The organism is Clostridium sp. FS41 (genome assembly GCF_000954015.1).
GTDB classification, from domain to species: Bacteria; Bacillota; Clostridia; order Lachnospirales; family Lachnospiraceae; genus Enterocloster; species Enterocloster citroniae.
In genome coordinates this window covers 359,868-377,708 of sequence record NZ_JYHN01000059.1, presented here as the reverse complement: position 1 = coordinate 377,708, position 17,841 = coordinate 359,868, and the positions used below count along the sequence as shown (strand labels likewise).

At 51.3% G+C, this 17,841-nt stretch carries 13 protein-coding genes; 1 reads left to right on the top strand and 12 read right to left on the bottom strand.

Annotated features, from left to right (window positions below):
• Positions 1-3: 3 nt before the first annotated feature.
• The 12 genes from CLFS41_RS13720 to pyrH all read right to left on the bottom strand — a co-directional run bounded on the left by CLFS41_RS13720 (position 4) and on the right by pyrH (position 16,202).
• On the bottom strand, positions 4-957 hold the full coding sequence (locus CLFS41_RS13720) for an ABC transporter permease (protein WP_007857961.1): 954 nt from the start codon (positions 955-957) through the stop codon (positions 4-6).
• Positions 954-2,051: an ABC transporter permease gene (locus tag CLFS41_RS13715; protein WP_007857962.1), complete on the bottom strand. Its 1,098-nt coding sequence runs from the start codon at positions 2,049-2,051 to the stop codon at positions 954-956. The genes CLFS41_RS13720 and CLFS41_RS13715 overlap by 4 nt, the downstream gene beginning before the upstream one ends.
• Positions 2,051-3,631: an ABC transporter ATP-binding protein gene (locus CLFS41_RS13710; protein WP_045092562.1), complete on the bottom strand. Its 1,581-nt coding sequence runs from the start codon at positions 3,629-3,631 to the stop codon at positions 2,051-2,053. Before CLFS41_RS13710 ends, CLFS41_RS13715 begins: the two co-directional genes overlap by 1 nt.
• 113 nt (positions 3,632-3,744) lie before the next feature.
• Complete coding sequence (locus tag CLFS41_RS13705) at positions 3,745-4,935, bottom strand: BMP family ABC transporter substrate-binding protein (protein WP_007857976.1); 1,191 nt, start codon at positions 4,933-4,935, stop codon at positions 3,745-3,747.
• Positions 4,936-5,089: 154 nt separating this feature from the next.
• Positions 5,090-9,709 carry a PolC-type DNA polymerase III gene (locus CLFS41_RS13700; RefSeq protein WP_007857978.1) on the bottom strand — a complete coding sequence of 1,540 codons (4,620 nt, stop codon included), beginning with the start codon at positions 9,707-9,709 and terminating at the stop codon, positions 5,090-5,092.
• Between the two features lie 71 nt (positions 9,710-9,780).
• Positions 9,781-10,839 (bottom strand): flavodoxin-dependent (E)-4-hydroxy-3-methylbut-2-enyl-diphosphate synthase, encoded by a 1,059-nt coding sequence (gene ispG / locus CLFS41_RS13695; protein WP_045092561.1) that lies wholly within the window; start codon positions 10,837-10,839, stop codon positions 9,781-9,783.
• A 20-nt stretch (positions 10,840-10,859) separates the two neighbouring features.
• On the bottom strand, positions 10,860-11,909 hold the full coding sequence (gene rseP, locus CLFS41_RS13690) for an RIP metalloprotease RseP (RefSeq protein WP_007857982.1): 1,050 nt from the start codon (positions 11,907-11,909) through the stop codon (positions 10,860-10,862).
• A 65-nt stretch (positions 11,910-11,974) separates the two neighbouring features.
• Positions 11,975-13,123, bottom strand: coding sequence for a 1-deoxy-D-xylulose-5-phosphate reductoisomerase (gene dxr, locus CLFS41_RS13685; RefSeq protein ID WP_040415272.1), 1,149 nt, complete (start codon positions 13,121-13,123; stop codon positions 11,975-11,977).
• 48 nt (positions 13,124-13,171) lie between these two features.
• On the bottom strand, positions 13,172-13,972 hold the full coding sequence (locus CLFS41_RS13680) for a phosphatidate cytidylyltransferase (RefSeq protein ID WP_045092560.1): 801 nt from the start codon (positions 13,970-13,972) through the stop codon (positions 13,172-13,174).
• Between the two features lie 24 nt (positions 13,973-13,996).
• On the bottom strand, positions 13,997-14,716 hold the full coding sequence (locus CLFS41_RS13675) for an isoprenyl transferase (RefSeq protein ID WP_007857988.1): 720 nt from the start codon (positions 14,714-14,716) through the stop codon (positions 13,997-13,999).
• Between the two features lie 183 nt (positions 14,717-14,899).
• Positions 14,900-15,451, bottom strand: a complete 552-nt coding sequence (frr, locus tag CLFS41_RS13670) for a ribosome recycling factor (protein ID WP_007857990.1) — start codon at positions 15,449-15,451, stop codon at positions 14,900-14,902.
• A 49-nt stretch (positions 15,452-15,500) separates the two neighbouring features.
• Positions 15,501-16,202, bottom strand: a complete 702-nt coding sequence (gene pyrH, locus CLFS41_RS13665; protein WP_007857993.1) for a UMP kinase — start codon at positions 16,200-16,202, stop codon at positions 15,501-15,503.
• 206 nt (positions 16,203-16,408) lie between these two features.
• On the opposite strand from pyrH, the gene CLFS41_RS13660 reads away from it, so the two are divergent.
• Positions 16,409-17,782, top strand: coding sequence for a bifunctional diguanylate cyclase/phosphodiesterase (locus CLFS41_RS13660; protein ID WP_045092559.1), 1,374 nt, complete (start codon positions 16,409-16,411; stop codon positions 17,780-17,782).
• The last annotated feature ends 59 nt before the right edge of the window (positions 17,783-17,841 follow it).

Genomic DNA, 17,841 nt, shown 5'->3' with positions numbered 1-17,841 from the left:
ATCTTACCTCTGCCCCTTGTCATAGGGAATGCCAGAGGCCCTTGGGGCCTGGGAATTTTTAGATGTGAATACCAGGACCACCAGGGTTGCCAGGTAAGGGATCATCTTATACACATAGCTGGGGATTCCGGTGGCTGCCAGGAAGGGGATCCCTGAATACGCTGCCGCCACTGCCTTCATCAGACCAAAAAACAGTGATGCCCACATGATCTTTACCGGTTTCCACTGGCCAAAGATCAGCACGGCCAGGGCCAGGAATCCATATCCCGCCACATCGGCATTAAAATTCGTGGAAGTGGGGACCACAAACACCAGCCCGCCAAGTCCGCCAAGCATACCGGAGATCAGCACCCCCGCGTACTGCATCCTGTACACATTAATGCCGGCCGCATCAGCTGCCTGGGGATGCTCCCCGCAGGAGCGCAGCCGAAGCCCAAACCTGGTTTTGTACAGCACCAGCGTGGACACGACCAGGATCAGGATCCCCAGGTAGGTGGTGATATAGGTATTCTGGAACAGCAGCGGCCCAAAAAACGGGATCTTTCCCAACAGGGGTACGGATTCAATCCGGAAGGTGTTGCTGAACTGGATCTGCTGCACCCCCTGGATCACCCTTGCCACAAAGATGGCAAAGGCCGGCGCAAACATATTAAGGGCCGTGCCGCTGATGGTCTGGTTAGCCTTCATGTTAATGGATGCATAAGCATGGAAAAAGGCAAATGCCGCCCCGGTGGCCGTGGATATGAGGATGGCCAGAAGCAGCTGCGCCTGACCGCTCATCCTTCCCCCGGTCAGGTTCAGAAACAGGATCCCCGTAAATGCCCCCATGGTCATGATTCCCTCCAGGGCAATGTTCACAACGCCGCTCCGCTCGGAGAACATACCGCCCAAAGCCACGATCATCAGCGGAATGGTAAACAGCATGGTCTGCTGGAAAATAAAATAGATCACACTCATGCCTGCCCGCCCCCTTTCTCCCGGTCCCTGTGGATCCGGCTCAGGATGGTCTTTACGATCAGTGCAAAGGCACTGAAGTAAATGATCACTGCCACAATGATATCAATGATCTCCGTGGAAAATTCAAAGAGCTGCAGATAAAATCCTCCCGCTGTCAGATATGCGATAAACAGCCCTGAAAAAAGTACTCCAATGGGATGGCTCAGTCCCAAAAGGGCTACTGATATTCCCGTAAATCCTTCGGAAGCCAGGACATCCTTAATTTCAATATGTTTTCCCGTACCGGCCAGGTACAGCAGTCCGCCCGCCATTCCCGCAATGGCTCCTGCGATCACCATACTCATGACAATACTCTTTTTCTCATTGATCCCCGCGTATTTGCTGGCGTCACGGTTAAAGCCCACTGCCTTCAGTTCAAAGCCAAAGGTAGTCTTATTGAGAATGATCCAGATCAAAAGCACGGTGGCAATGGCAATCAGGATTCCCCCGTTGACGCTGGACTCAGGAAACAGCTTATCCATCCCCATCTTGGGGATCTGGGCCGTGACCGCCACATTCTTGGACTCATTGCGCAGGTTATTAAACAACGGCTTATAGCTTTTTGTAATCCAGTTGACCATGTACATTCCGATATAGTTCATCATAATGGAGGCGATGACCTCGTTTACATTAAAGTATGCCTTTAACAATCCAGGAACCAATCCCCAGACCGCGCCTCCCAGCACTGCCGCAAACAGGGCTGCGATCCAATGGACAGGTCCCAGTCCGCCGCACATGATCCCCACATACACAGCAGCAAAGGCTCCCACTATGAATTGTCCCGGAGTCCCGATATTAAACAGGCCAGTCTTAAATGCAAATCCCACGGAAAGTCCGGTGAGGATTATGGGGGTGGCATAATAAAACACCTGCCCAACGCCCTTTAACCCATGGGTGAAGGCGCCTGTCAGAATGGTAATGAATCCCGGAAACGCCTGGGATGGATTGCAGATCAAAAGTATGATGAGTCCCACCAGCAAACCGATGATAATGGCAAATACAGATGACAGCACACCCACATGATCCTGTTTACCCGATCTTTTACCTTTGCTCATTACGTGTCACCTGCCTCTCCGTCCGCCTCTTTGTGCGCTTCTCTGTCCGCTTCGCTCTGCCGCTTGGCGCCTGCCATATACAATCCCAGTTCCTGGACCGTGACTTCATGGGGATTCAGATCCGCCACAATGGCTCCCTCAAACATCACAAGGATGCGGTCACTCAGGTTCATGACCTCCTCCAGCTCCAGGGATATGAGAAGGATGGCGGTCCCCGCGTCCCTCTGTTTTACCAATTCCCTGTGGATGTACTCAATGGCGCCCACGTCCAGTCCCCTGGTGGGCTGTACGGCCAGCAGGATGTCATGTTTCCTGGAAATCTCACGGGCCACAATGGCCTTTTGCTGGTTTCCTCCCGACATGCTGCGGGTCACGGTGTCCGCTCCTTCACCGCTGCGGATGTCAAAATCCTGGATCAGCCGGTCCGCATACCGGTAGATCTCCTCATTGTCCAGAAAGCCGCAACGCTGGAATCCGGGCTCAAAATACTGCTGCAGCACCAGGTTGTATGCCAGATTATAATCCAGGACCAGGCCGTGCTTGTGCCTGTCCTCGGGAATGTGGCTGAGTCCCTGAGTGTTGCGCCGGCGTATACTCTTTCCTGTAATGTCCTCCCCGTTTAATGTGACCTTGCCGGCGCTTATAGTCCCCAGACCTGTAATGGCATGGACCAGCTCAGCCTGACCATTGCCGTCAATCCCGGCAATACAGACGATTTCTCCCCTCTGCACCCGGAAGCTTACGTCATTTACAAGGAGCTTGGCGTGACCTTCCATGCTGGACTGGACGGACAGATGCTCCACTTCCAGAACGGTCCGGTCCGGCTTTGCCTCGGTCTTTTCCACGGTGAGACTCACCTTTCGCCCCACCATCATCTCCGACATCTCCTCTTTGGAAATGGAATCCACCTCCACGGTACCGATATATTTTCCACGGCGCAGCACCGAGCACCGGTCAGCTACCGCCTTGATTTCTTCCAGTTTATGGGTAATGAACAGGATGGATTTCCCCTCTGCCACCAGACTGCGCATGATCTGCATAAGTTCGTCTATCTCCTGGGGCGTCAGCACCGCAGTGGGCTCATCAAAGATCATGATTTCATTGTCCCTGTACAGCATTTTGAGGATCTCCACCCTCTGCTGCATGCCCACGGTGATGTCTTCGATCAGGGCGTCCGGATCAATATAAAGCCCGTACCGTTGGCTCAGTTCTATCACCTTTTTCCTTGCATCATCCATCTTTAAAAAGCCGTGCTTGACAGTCTCCATGCCCAGAACAATATTCTGCAGCACGGTAAAATTATGCACCAGCTTAAAATGCTGGTGGACCATACCAATCCCCAGGGCATTGGCGTCCAGCGGCCCCTTGATTTTCACTTCCCTGCCCCTGACCTTTATGCTTCCTTTTTCCGGCTGATAAAGCCCGAACAATACACTCATCAGCGTGGACTTACCTGCTCCGTTTTCACCTAACAGGGCATGTATCTCCCCTTTTCTCAGCTGAAGGGTAATATTGTCATTGGCAATAATGCCGGGAAATTCTTTTGTAATGCCTGACATCTCAATAATATAATCATCCATATGGTTCTCCATATACTAAAACAGGGTGCCGCGCAAAACGGCACCCTGTGTGTCATGAATCCCTGCCGCAGGTTATGTCAGGCGGACGTTTCTGTCCGCTGTCCTGTCTGCATTTATTCTACAAATGTAACTTTACTGTTAGTCAGTGAGGTCAGATCCATGGTAGGATTATTGTTATCCTGTGAGAACTGGACCAGGGTGATCTCCCCGTCCGCCAGTTTCTTATAGATGGCATCGTACTGCTCCTGGGTAAATTTCTCAAACTTGGAGGTGTCCATGGGAAGACCCACGCCGTTGTTTGCCACTGTAAAAACAGAAGTCTTGCCCCCTGGGAAGGATCCGTCATAGAAATCCTTTACCCCGTCATAGACGGAGTTGGAAAGCAGCTTCATAGCCGATGTGATCACTGTCTCGGATTCGCTGCTCTGGTCAACGTCCACGCCGATCACCTTGGCATTCTTCTCCTGGGCCGCTGCCATAACAGAGTTTCCAACCGCGCCTCCGCAGCCAAAGATCACTTCCGTCCCATTCTGATACCAGGAAGCTGCCATGGACTGTGCCTCAGGTGTCGCGGCAAAACCACCTGTGTAATTGTACATGATCTCAATGCCTGTAACACCGTCTTCTTCCGCCGCATACTCAGCGCCCTGTACAAAGCCGTAGCCAAAACGGATCACGGCAGGAACAGCCATGCCGCCCATGAATCCCATCTTGGTATAGCCGTCCTTCACAGCCGCATAACCGGCCAGGAAACCGGCCTGGTCTTCCTGGAACAGGATGGGCATTACATTGTCGCCCGTCTTATAGTTATAGTCCGCGTCATGGGGCTCACCGTCCAACAGGATAAAGTGGATATCCGGATACTTATCCTGGGCCATGAAAATAGGTTCCTCAAACAGGAAACCGGGACACACCACCAGTTTGGCACCGCCCTCTATGGCCAGTCCGATGGTCTCCAGGTATGAATCCGTAGTCCCTTCCTGGGGCTGGTAATACTTATATGAAATGCTGTTCTCCTCGGCGTACTTTTTCAGTCCCTCCCAGGCGCCCTGGTTAAAGGATTTATCGTCAATGGTTCCAAGGTCTGTCACAAGGGCCAGTTCGTACCCGCCGGAACCGGACTGGGATGAAGCTGCCTCTGAAGCTGCCTTTGTGGCTGCCCCGCTCTCTTCGCCGCTCTTTTGTTCAGGAGCCTGGGTGGCAGCTGGTGCCGCTGTGGTGGTACCTCCGCCTGAGCCGCCGCATGCAGCCAGGGAACCGGCCATAACTGCTGTCAGCGCCAATGCCAAAAGTCTTTTTTTCATAAGCTTAATTCCTCCTCTTAAGATGTGGTTGAATGTTGCTATGTACCATTGTAGCTGTTCAGGACGGCTCATCTTTTTGACCGGAAAAGCCGGTCATGAACTGTTACGTATAATTTAAATTTACCATATATTACAAATTAATACAACCATTCTCTTACAAATCGAACAGGGACAGCTGGTTGGAGCGGGGAAGGTCCTTTAAAAGTCCCAGGTCTGACATCAGGGTGCAAAGGGTGCCGTTGACCTTGGAACGGTTGCTGAAATCCTCAATGGACAGAAAGGCGCCGTCCTTTACCGCATCCACCACTGCATCGGCCGCCTTTTCGCCCAAACCGTCAATACTGCTGAGTGAGGGCATCAGCTTTCCGTCAATGATCTGGAAATGCCTTGCCTTTGCACGGTAAATATCAATGGGCATAAAATCATATCCCCTGGCATACATCTCCTGGACAATACGCATATCCCTCAGGGTATCCTGCTCTTTCTTGGACAGGGTATCCACCCTCTTTTTGTAATCCGCCAGATAGTACTCCAGCTTATCCCGGCCCTGGCACATGATCTCATAGGAAAACGCATTGGCACGGATACTGAAAAAAGCCGCATAGTAAGCCTGGGGATAAAAGATCTTACAGTAAGCAATACGCCACGCCATCATAACATAGGCGGCCGCATGGGCTTTGGGGAACATGTATTTGATCTTTTTACAGGACCAGATATACCAGTCCGGAACATCATGGGCCTTCATTTCCGTCTCCCACTCGGGCTTAAGCCCCTTGCCCTTACGCACGCTCTCCATAATGGTAAAGGACAATCCTTCCTCCAAGCCCTGGGCAATGAGATAGACCATAATGTCATCTCGCGTACAGATAGCTGTCTGAATGGTGGCCTTTCCCTCCTGGATCAGGGTCTGGGCATTGCCCAGCCACACATCCGTACCATGGGCCAGACCGGCAATACGCACCAAGTCGGAGAAATACTTTGGTTTGGTATCCAAAAGCATCTGCATGGCAAAATCCGTACCAAACTCCGGCACTCCCAGGGCGCCCAGGGGACAGCCCCCAATGTCGTCCGGCGTGATCCCCAGGGCCGATGTGTTCTGGAACAGGCTCATGACCTCCCTGCTGTCCAGGGGAATATCTTTAACCGGGTCAATGCCGATCAGGTCCTGAAGCATACGGATCATGGTGGGATCATCATGTCCCAGTATATCCAGTTTCAGCAGGTTATGGTCAATGGAGTGGTAATCAAAATGGGTGGTTATGGTGGAGGTGGTCATATCATTGGCCGGGTGCTGCACCGGGGTAAAGGAATAGATCTCCTCCCCCAGGGGAAGTACAATAATACCGCCCGGGTGCTGCCCCGTTGTACGCCTGACCCCCACGCAGCCCTGGACAATGCGGTTGATCTCGCAGTTGCGTTTCCTGGTCCCCCGCTCCTCATAGTATTTTTTCACATAACCAAATGCAGTCTTATCCGCCAATGTACCGATGGTCCCGGCCCTGAAGGTCTGTCCCTTTCCAAAGATAACCTCCGTGTAGTCATGGGCCTTACTCTGATATTCTCCGGAAAAATTAAGGTCGATATCCGGCTCCTTATCCCCCTTAAATCCAAGGAACGTCTCAAAGGGGATATCAAATCCATCCTTTTCAAGGGGTGTGCCGCACACAGGGCAGGATTTGTCCGGCATATCGCAGCCCGCCATACCGGAGAACTTTTTTACTTCCTCTGAATCAAAGTCATAGTAACGGCAGTTTGGACAGTGGTAATGAGGGCTTAAGGGATTTACCTCCGTGATACCCGACATGGTGGCCACAAAGGAGGAGCCTACGGAGCCACGGGAGCCAACCAGGTATCCGTCCTCATTGGATTTCCATACCAGCTTCTGGGCAATGATGTACATAACCGCAAACCCGTTGGTGATAATGGAATGAAGCTCCCTCTCCAGGCGGTCCACTACGATCTTGGGCAGATCCTCGCCGTACATCTCGTGGGCTCTGTCATAGCAGATCTTGGTCAGCGTCTTATCGGAATCCTCAATGACAGGAGGGCACTTATCCGGGCGGACAGGGGAAATCTTCTCACACATATCCGAAATCTTCCTGGTATTGGTGACCACCACCTCATGGGCTTTGTCCGGTCCCAGGTAAGAAAATTCCTTCAGCATCTCTTCCGTAGTCCTAAGATACAGGGGCGCCTGGTCATCCGAATCCTTAAATCCCTGGCCCGCCATGATGATCCGCCGGTAGACCTCGTCCTGGGGGTCCAGGAAATGCACATCGCAGGTGGCACATACCAGTTTGTTAAACTGTGTGCCCAGCTCCACTATCTTTTTATTGATCTCGATCAGGTCGTCCTCGGACTTTACCGTACTCTTCTCATCCCGGAGCATGAATCCGTTATTGCCCAGGGGCTGTATTTCCAGATAATCATAGAAGTTCACCAGCCTTGCGATCTCCGCATCCGGGGCACCGCGAAGCAGGGCCTGATACAGCTCACCCGCCTCACAGGCGGAACCGATGATAAGGCCCTCCCTGTACTTGTCAAGGATGCTCTTGGGGATCCTGGGCCTTCTTGCATAGTACTCCAGGTGGGACCAACTCACCAGGCGGTACAGGTTGACCCTCCCGATATCATTCTTGGCCAGGATGATCACATGATAGGTGGGCAGCTTTCGGATGGTGGCCGTATCCATGGTGCTCAGCCCATTCAGGCCGTCCAGGTCCGTCACCGACCGATCCCTGAGCATTTTTACAAAGGCAGCAAATATCTCTGCCGTGGCTCCTGCATCATCCACTGCCCGGTGATGGTTTGCCAGGGAAATGTTCAGCGCCTTTGCCACTGTGTCCAGCTTAAAACGGTTCAGGTTGGGAAGCAGCAGCCTTGCGATGGTCACCGTATCCAGGACCGTGGGGTTAAAAGGCAGCCCCTGCTCTTCGGCAAAATGACTGATAAATCCCACATCAAACCCTGCATTATGGGCTACAAGGACCGAATCCCCCACAAACTCCAAAAATTGCGGCAAAATCACATCGATTTTTGGGTGAGGAAGCACCATTGCATCATTGATGCCCGTAAGTTTTTCTATGTCAAAGGGAATGGGCACATCCGGGTTTACAAAGGCTGAAAACCGGTCGGTTATCTTACCGTCCACCACCTTCACTGCGCCGATCTCTATGATCTTATTTTTCTTGGGACTGAATCCAGTGGTTTCTATGTCAAATACCACAAAACTGTCCTCAAAGCTCTGTCCCTTTGAGTTTTCAACCAGCTGCTTGGTGTCATCTACCAGGTATCCCTCCACGCCGTATATGACCTTAAAGGTATCCCCTTTGTCCAGGGAGTGGTTGGCGTCCGGGAATGCCTGGACGCAGCCATGGTCAGTCACCGCCACTGCCGGCATCCCCCACTGTTTGGCCCTTTTGATGATGTGTTTTACCTCCGACACGCCGTCCATATCGCTCATCTTGGTGTGGCAGTGGAGTTCCACCCTTTTCTCCAGGCTGTTGTCCATGCGCTTACTGGTAAAATCATCCGTCTTTTTGATGCCCACAATGGAGCCCAGAGTCAGTTCACCGTCAAATTTATCAATGGTGGTCACGCCCTTTACCTTGATAAAGATTCCGGGGGTGATCACTGACTTTACCTCGTCAAAAAGTTCGGGCCGGATAAACATTTTTACGGTCAATGTGTCCGTAAAATCACTGACATCAAAAGTCAGGATAAATTTACCGCTGCGCAGTTCCCGGTTTTCACAGGTAAGGATCTTTCCTCTTAAGGTCACCTCACCCATTTCCCCGTCCACTTTCTCGATCTCCATGGGTTCATCCTCAAAATCACGACCATACAGCACATCGGGATTATTGGAACGCTTGACGGAATACTTCTTGTCATCCCCAAAACCGTTATCCCTATCCTTGCCCCAGCCCTTCCTGCCTTTATTAAGCTGCGGTTTTTCCCTAGCAGCACCTTGTGCCCCTTTTTGGGAAGCCGCTGCGCCTGGTGCGCCGGAACTGTCAGGACCTGCGCCTATATCGCCGCTGGCAGCCTGGGCCATAAGGGTATCCCAGGGAGCGCTATCCGCCGCGCCGGAGTCCATGAATTCCTGCTTTCCTCCTGTGGCGCCTCCGGATACCAGTTCCTGGCCCTCCAGCCCCTCGGTGGAAAAGGAAGCCCCCATGGCTGCCAGCTCCTCCTTGTGATTCTGCCAGTAAATGGCTTGGGCCTCCCGCTCCATTTTAAGCTCAATCTGCCGCCTGCGGTCACTTCCCTGCGGTTCCACAAAGGCAAATCCCACCTCTACGGGAAGGCCGCAGCGCTCAGCAAACACTTTTTCAAGCACACGCTTAAGCTCACCGGTCTTATCCCGGTTGACAATGGTGTCCTCCACTGACAATACCATCAGATCTTCCTTGTCAAAGCGGATATCCGCCTTGCGGAACATGGTATATTCAATGATGCTGTAATTCTTAAGTTCCAAAAGCAGGCTTTCCTTGTACATATCCAAAAGCTTCTTTGGGGTATACTGCTCCGACAGCCTGTACTTTTCCTGGATCTTTATGGTCACCTGCTTGTCCGGGAACAGCTGGTCCTTGATCCCTTTTTCCAGGTCATATATATTCTGTTTATGTATCAGTCTTGGACTTTTCAGATAAATGCGGATAGAGCTTCTATCCCTGGTGGTGGTAACCTTTTCCACCAGCACCAGGCCTAAAAGCTCTTTTAATGATTCCGCGATATTGAGAGTTGGAAATACTTCCAGGAAACTTTTTTCCATATATCCCTACTTCTTTCTGTATGCTCTCCGTTGTTTATTCCTTTTTTGATTCATCAGTTTTATGCGGCTGTTTAGGACCGCATGGACTCCAGTTCTGAGCGCAGCACCGGCAGCAGCTCTGCCTCCGGTACCTTTCGGATGATCTCCCCTTTCTTAATGAGAAGGCCCTCACCCACACCGCCTGCAATACCGATATCCGCTTCCCTGGCCTCACCCGGTCCGTTTACCACGCAGCCCATAACAGCTACCTTCACATCCAGGTCGTCAAACTCAGAGACCATGGTTTCCACCTGGTTTGCCAGCCCGATCAGATCGATCCGCGTGCGGCCGCAGGTGGGACAGGATACCACTTCTATCCCCCCGCTCCTCAGTCCCAGGGTGCGCAGGATCAGTTTGGCCGACTTGATCTCTTCCACCGGATCCCCTGTGAGGGACACCCTTATGGTATCCCCGATCCCCTGGTAAAGGATGATCCCCAGGCCCACCGATGACTTGATATTGCCGGAAGAAAGGGTTCCTGACTCCGTGATTCCCACATGAAGGGGATATCCGGTTCTGGAGGCGATCAGTTCATGGGCTTTGACACACATCATCACATCAGATGATTTGATACTGATCACCAGGTTGTCATACCCCATATCCTCAATCAGCCTTACCTTATCCAGCGCGCTCTCCACGATCCCTTCCGCCGTCACACCGCCGTACTTTTCAAGCAAAGATTTCTCCAGGGAACCGCTGTTCACACCCACCCTGATGGGAATGTCATATTCCCTTGCCTTATCCACAACTGCCTTTACCTTTTCACGGTCCCCGATATTGCCGGGATTGATGCGTATCTTATCCGCCCCGTTCTCAATGGAGGCAATGGCCAGACGGTAATCAAAATGGATATCCGCCACCAGGGGAATGTGTATCTCCTTCCTGATGCAGGATAAGGCCCTTGCAGCCTCCATGGTGGGGACCGCCACCCGGATGATGTCGCAGCCCGCCTGCTCCAGTCTGTGGATCTGGTTCACAGTGGCGTTTATATCCTCTGTCTTTGTATTGCACATGGACTGGATCAGGACGGGATTGCCGCCCCCTATGACCCTGTCTCCAATTTTGATTGTTTTTGTATGATTCCTGAACATGTATCTTTCATCTCCCTTTGCTAAAACAGCTTGCGTACATCATTAAACAGGATGAGTACCATCAGCGCCAGGAGCACTACCATTCCCGCCATGTGTACCATTCCCTCTTTCTCCTTGTCAATCGGCTTTCCTCTTACCGCCTCAATGATCAGGAACACCAGTCTTCCGCCGTCCAGAGCCGGAATGGGCAAAAGGTTCATCACTCCCAGATTGGCGCTGAGCAGGATGGTCAGCTGCATCAGCATCAGGACCACGGCCGATACGCCGTAGGAGGACGCCTCGTCCACAGAGCTGTCTATTACCGTAACGATCCCCACCGGACCGCTGATATCATTAAGGGACACCAGCCCGTGGAACATCATATAAAATGTGTCAAACACATAGTGGATCCAATACTGGACCTCATACAAACCGTGAAGGAGCAGCTGTCCCACATGTTCCACCTGTCTGGGGGCCGGGTCAAACTGCACACCGATCATATACTGATCGTTCTCCTGGGAATAAGCAGGCGCCAGCTCTGCGCTGTAGGTCTGCTTTGCCCCGGACGGATCAGTCCTGCTCCAGGTGACCTCCACCTGTTTTTGGGGGTGAGTGAACAGGTACATATTAATGTCCCGGTAGGAATGCACCCTTCTGCCATTGATGGACCGGATCACATCCCCTGCCTGCATTCCCGCGGCCTGGGCCGGATAGCCGTCCAGCACACCGTTTAACTGTGTAGTGTCATATCCGGTAGCCCCGATCAGGGCCATGGACAAAAGGAAGGCCAGAAGAAAGTTGAAGATGGGTCCTGCCGCCACCACGGAGATCCTGGCCCAAACAGATTTGTTGTTGAATGCGTGCTCATCCGCTTCATTTTCATCTTCTCCCAGCATCATGCAGGAGCCGCCAAAGGGCAGTATCTTAAAGGAATACCTGGTGCCGCCTTTTTCAAAGCTTATAAGCCTTGGTCCCATACCAAGGGAAAATTCGATCACACCTATCCCATTTAATTTTGCAAATAAAAAATGGCCGAACTCGTGAATCATGATAATGATTCCCAGCATCAGCACCGCTATGATTAAGCTCATCCGGCTGTCACCTGTCCATCTAACCTTTCTGTTTCATTTTTATACCACAGTCTAAAATCCGCTCTTTATGAATTAAATCTGCTCTTTATGAATTCGTATGTTTCCTGTTCCGCTTCCAGGATCCCCGCAACATCCGGGTTCTTTTGTATCTTGTGATGGGCCATGGCTTCCCCGATCATATCGACAATGGTCAAAAACCCGATCTCACGCCTTAAAAACATTGCAACCGCCATCTCATTGGCTGCATTAAATACCGTGGGCATGGAACCGCCCTGCCTTCCGGCCTCATATGCCAGTTTAAGTCCGTGGAAATTTTCCATGTCCGGCACCTCAAAAGAGATCTGGGTCAGCTTTGTAAAATCCAGCCGGTCCCCGGGAAGATACCGGCGCTTAGGATAATAGATGGCGTACTGGATCGGAAGCTTCATATCCGGCGTGCCCATCTGCGCGATCACCGCACCGTCCTCATATTCTACCATGGAATGAATAATACTGGCAGGCTGTACCACCACCTGTACATGATCAATGGGAACATGAAACAGCCAGTGTGCCTCCATTACCTCCAGGCCCTTGTTCACAAGGGTGGCGGAATCAATGGTGATCTTATGCCCCATGGACCAGTTGGGATGTTTAAGGGCATCCTCCACCTGGACAGAAGCCATCTGCTCTCTGGTCCATCCCCTGAACGGCCCGCCCGATGCTGTCAGGAGTATCTTATGGATTGCACTCTGCCCCTCTCCTCTCAAGCACTGAAAGATGGCTGAGTGTTCCGAATCAACCGGCAGGATCTTCACGCCCTTTTCTTCAGCCAAAGGCATTATGATGTGGCCCGCTGTGACAAGTGTCTCCTTATTTGCCAGGGCAATGTCCTTGCCCGCTTCCATGGCGGCAATGGTGGGTTTGATGCCGATCATGCCGACCACACCGGTGACCACGGTCTCTGCGTGGCTCTCCGTTGCCGCCTCGATCAGTCCGTTCATCCCGCTGACCACCTTCACATCCAGATCAGACACCCGCGCCTTCAGTTCCATGGCCTTGTTCTCATCCCAGAGACAGGCCAGCCTGGGTTTAAATTCCCGGATCTGCCGCTCCATAAGACAGACATTGCCGCCTGCCGCCAGGGCTGTTACCCGGACATCCTGATTGTATCTTACAATATCCAATGTCTGGGTCCCTATAGAACCTGTGGAACCCAGAATTGCAATGTTCTTCATCATAACTTATATTCTCCCTATCCCGAAGAAATACTCTTTTCGTTTCATTTATTTTAAAAAAGTCAGGGCAAAATAAATGGCAGGCGCTGTAAATATCATGCTGTCAAATCTGTCCAGAATGCCTCCATGGCCGGGAATCAGCTTGCCGTAATCCTTTATCCCGTGATTCCTCTTAATAGCAGAAGCCGCCAGATCCCCGATCTGGGAGATGACCGCAGCTATGGCACAGGCTATGGCGCAGGATGCCTGGGGGTTTTGGAACTCCGACATCCGGGCGCCAAAAAAGGCAGCGTACACAAACCCCAGCAGCGCGGCTCCCAGGGCGCCTCCCACCGCGCCCTCTATGGATTTCTTTGGGCTTAAAACAGGCGCCAGCTTATGGCGTCCCAAAAGCATACCGCTGCAGTAAGCACAGGTATCGCATCCCCAGGAACTGATAAGGATCAGCCATACCAGGTAAGCACCGTCACTCATAACCCTTGTCTGGTACAGAAAAGAGAGCATCACCGGTACATAACACACGCCGAAAAACGCTCCTGTAATCTCTTCCGTCTTATATTTGGGAAAGGTGAACACATAAAGCGCCATCATGACCATCAGTGACGCAATAATTAAAAGGGTCATATAACGCTGACCCTCAAACCACAAAATTCCGTAGTAGGAACAGGCCGTGGCATATCCAATGACCGCCAGGGATCTTTTCTCTATGCCAAGAACCCGGTACAGTTCAAACAGACCAATAACGGAAATCAGCGCCGTAACACCAAAAAGCAGGGCACCTCCCTGCCCGACAATCACAATGGACAGAAGCACCAGTATGATTCCGCTTATTAATCGGGTCGTAAACATGGCCTTCTCCTTTCTTGCAATGCATTACTTTACCGCTCCGAACCGCCGGTCTCTTTTATTATATTGCACAATAGCTTTTTCTAATTCCTCCTGATTAAAATCAGGCCACAGGCAGTCTGTCACAACAATCTCCGTATATGCCAGCTGCCACAGCAGGTAGTTGGAAAGCCTCAACTCGCCGCTGGTGCGGATCAGCAGATCCGGATCCGGCATATCCGCAGTGTCCAGGTAGGAGGCAATGACCGCCTCATCGATCCGGGATGCATCCGCCTTTCCAGCCACACAGTCCTGGGCAAGCCGGGCCGCTGCCCTGCGTATCTCATCCCGTCCTCCGTAATTCACGGCGATCACAAAGGTGAGTCCTGTATTATCCTTTGTCTGGCTCTCCAGACGGTTGATCCCTTCTATGATATCTGAATCAAATCTGGTCCTGTCCCCAATCATCCTCACCCGCACATTGTTTGCAGTCGCGATCTTAAGAAGACGTACCATGTAATACCTGAAAAGCTGCATCAGCGCCCCTACTTCTTCCTTGGAACGCTTCCAGTTTTCAGTGGAAAAACCATATACGGTGAGATAGCGGATGCCCATTCTGGCAGCGATCTCCACTGTTTTCTCCACTGTGACGCACCCTTCCTTATGGCCCATGGTCCGGGGAAGTCCGCGCTTTTTCGCCCACCTTCCATTGCCGTCCAGAATCAGCGCCACATGCTCCGGTATTACCATATTCTCATCTAATGCCATGCTCCTCCGCCTTTCCATTTATCATGGGTAATCCATTTGTCATGGGTAATCCGCATTTGAATGTTGGAAAGTACTTGCACCTGACCGGCAGTTTAGCCCTCAGGTGCAATGATCTTCCAAACACGCTCCAGCGTGAAACAAGAGGCAGGAGTCCCTCCTGCCCCCTGTATTCACTTATATGGATTAAACTGTCATGATTTCCTTTGTCTTTTCTTCTACCGCCTTGTCGATCTTCTCAACCATCTTATCGGTCAGCTTCTGCATACGCTCGGTAGCCTCGGTCAGATCATCCTCGGACATATCCCCTGCCTTTTCCGCTTTCTTAAAAGCTTCATTGGCATCGCGGCGGATATTGCGCAGTGCAACCTTGGCTCCCTCGCCTTTTTTCTTTACATCCTTGGAAACAGCCTTTCTGCGTTCCTCTGTCATCTCAGGGAATACAAGGCGGATGCAGTTTCCGTCATTAGTTGGGTTGATACCCAGTTCAGAGGTAAGGATCGCCTTCTCGATGGGCTTTAAAAGGCTCTTCTCCCATGGCTGGATCACAATCATGCGGGCTTCGGGAACAGATACGTTCCCCACCTGCTGAAGGGGGGTCGGAGTCCCGTAATAGTCCACTTTGATCTTATCCAGCACATGGGGATTGGCACGTCCCGCGCGGATGGTTCCAAAATCGGATAACAGCACATCCAGTGTCTTATTCATCTTGTCCTCATAAAGTTTTAATTCTTCCATAAGTTCCTCCTGTTAATGCAGCCTCATCGCTGCTTAATAATATTCCTTCTTAAGCTGTCACAATGGTTCCGTTGATCCGTCCCTGCATTGCATTGGCGATTCCATTCTTCTCATTCAGGCTGAATACCGCCATGGGCATCTTGTGCTCCATGCACATGATGGATGCGGTGAGATCCACCACTGCCAGCTGCTGATCGATCACTTCCTGAATGGATATGGTGTCGTACTTCTTAGCCTGTGGATTTACCTTGGGATCACTGTCATATACGCCGTCAATGGCTTTCGCAAGGAGAATACAGTCAGCATCCATCTCAATGGCCCTGAGAGCGATTCCGGTATCTGTTGAAAAATACGGATGGCCTGTCCCTCCTGCAAAGAATACCACCATCCCTTTTTGAAAGTACTTATTTGCCCTGTCCTTGGAAAACAGTTTGGTCATGGAGCCGCACTCAAAGGGAGTGAGGATCTGTGTCATCATCCCCTCGTTCCTAAACAGTTCCGACACATAAATGCAGTTCATCACAGTTGCCAGCATTCCGATCTGGTCTGCTTTCGTCCTGTCAATGGCCTCACTGGTGCGTCCCCTCCAGAAGTTACCCCCACCGATCACAATTCCTACCTGTATACCTGCATCTACAGAGAGTTTCACCTGTCTGGCTACTTCCTTCACGGTTTCTTCATCAAAACCGGTCTTTTTAGGGCCTGCAAGAGCCTCTCCGCTCAATTTCAAAAACACACGATTCATCTTCATAAAAGCTTTTTCTCCTTGTTACAATATCTGTCGCTATTATAACATAGTTGGGTCAATTTGCAAAGAAAAAGAAAATATTTCTGTTTTTTTCCTTTTCGTCTCACATTTCACAAATAAAAATTGAGATTTTCTGGCTTTTATATTATAATGGAGGAAACGTATTACAGGCAGGTCACTGCCTGTGAAGCATAAAGGAGGAAACAATCATGGGTTTGTTTCAGCACAAAAAAGATAAAGTCCAGGCAGAACTGCCACCCAATCCACCTGAATTCACTCCATCGGAACCTGTTGGGGAGGGACGGGCCGCCTGTATGAACAGGTTGGAGACAATTCTGGGCGCACCTTCTTCCAAGGGCGTTGTGTTAAAACTCTATCTGGAAAACTTTAAAAGCCTGAACAAGACATTTGGCTATGAATACTGCGAGGAACTCCTGTCACAGATCACAGGATACCTGACCGAACTGGCCGAAGGCAATATATACCGTTACATAGGCGTTGAATTCATTGTTGTATTGGAGCAGTTCAGCGAAGGCCAGGCATCGGATCTGGCTGACGAGATCCTGGAACGCTTTGGGAATGTTTGGAAGATACGGGATGTGGACTGTCTCTGCTCCGCACAGATCGGTCTCTGCTCCTATCCGGGCCACGCAACGGCTGTGGACGAGCTGATCAAGCGTCTGGATCTGGCTGTGGCATCTGCAGCTGAATGCGGTCCTAACCAGATGTCTGTATATGACAGCAACATGCACACCCAGTTCGTGCGCCGTCAGGCTATTGCCATGTATTTACAGACCGCTCTGGAAAAGCATGAGCTGGAAGTCCGCTACCGTCCCACCTATAATTTGAAGGAAGGCCGGTTTACAAGAGCCGACTCCTATATGAGGATCTTTATCCAGGGAATCGGGCTTGTGGGCGCAGGCGAATTTCTTCCCATTGCAGAGGATTCCGGCCAGATCCGCGCCATTGGCTATTATGCCCTGGATCATGCCGGTCAGTGCATTGCAGACCTGATCGCCTCGGGCAAGGAATTTGATTCCATCTGTATCCCGGTATCCCCCATTCTTCTGGTACAGGAGGATTTCATTGATCAGGTAAGGCTGGTCATTGAAAAATATGATATCCCGGAACGCAAGCTGGCCCTTGAAATCGATGACAGCGCACTTTCAAGCGTATACCTGAACGTAAATATTACCATGCAGGAACTGTACGACATGGGAGTGGAATTGGTCATGAATAATTTTGGTTCCGGCTGTGCGCCTGTTACCAGCATCCTGGACCTGCCGGTCCACACCGTAAAGCTGGAGCGCATGTTCGTATGGCAGCTGGAGACCAATCCCAAGTCAGCCTCCATTGCAGGCGGCCTGATCCAGATCGCCAAGGAGCTTGGCATCCACATCATTGCCGAAGGCGTGGAAACAGAGAATCAGCTGAACGCCCTTAACAGTTACTCCTGCGAGTATCAGCAGGGATTCTACTACGCTCCTACCATGGAGCTGGATGTACTGAAAAAGGTACTGGGAACCACCCTGGAGGAATCCCGGGTAACGGTTGAGGAAGAAAAGCTGAAGATGAAGCGTTAAAGCTTGGCTTTAACATGATTCTTGTATAAAAGATCGAAACGGACATGGCACTGCGGCAG